The following is a 765-nucleotide window of genomic DNA, read 5'->3' on the forward strand; positions in this document are numbered from 1 at the left end:
TTTGTCGTTCTTTTAGCCATATCGTTTTTATATATTGGCTATATGTTCATTATGAACAAACAAATGAACCGTTCTCAAATTATCATTAATATTTTCATAACATTGAGTGTACTTTGTTTATTAAGTACTGGTATGACAAAGGTTGATAAGTTCACCGATGATGCCATAGCAGTTGTAAAATCAGAACAAAAAGGTTCCTTAAGTGATGAAATTATTAAGAAGAATATAACAGATATAGCAGTAATAGATGAAAATAAATGGAAAAAGAAAGAAGACATGAATCCGAAGAATCATATTCCAGAAAAAAACATCAGGCAGATAGATATTACTGAAAAAATAGATAAAGATTTTGAATTTGCAAAGGATAAAAAGTTATCAGATGACGGACAGGAAATTTTAAAAAATAAAAGAGTAATGGATGGGATGGGAGTTGCATCTTTAGCTGAATTAAAAGATGGATGGTTTGATTTCTTCCCAGAAAAGTATTATCGCTGGCATTGGAATTTCTGGAATATATTCTTTACTTTGCTGATAACAGGATTAACTTTGTTATTAGTAAGTATTAAATTAGCTAGATTATTTTATGAGTTAGCATTTAACTACTTGTTAGCGAACCTATTAGCACCAGCGGATGTTGCGAACGGTCAAAAGTTAAAAGCTGTGTTATCCAATATTCTCAATATATTTATAGCAACGATTATGATATTCCTATCTTTGAAGCTATATCTAATTGGAACGGGATTTGTCCATGACAAATTAAATGGT

Annotated in this window: 1 protein-coding gene; it reads left to right on the top strand. The window is 30.1% G+C overall.

Annotated features, from left to right (window positions below; translation table 11 throughout):
• Positions 1-765 (top strand): pLS20_p028 family conjugation system transmembrane protein (locus tag CN409_RS32230; RefSeq protein WP_346426537.1); only part of this gene is annotated, 765 nt, incomplete at both ends.

It is taken from the genome of Bacillus sp. AFS012607, assembly GCF_002558005.1.
Taxonomy (GTDB): domain Bacteria; phylum Bacillota; class Bacilli; order Bacillales; family Bacillaceae_G; genus Bacillus_A; species Bacillus_A thuringiensis_S.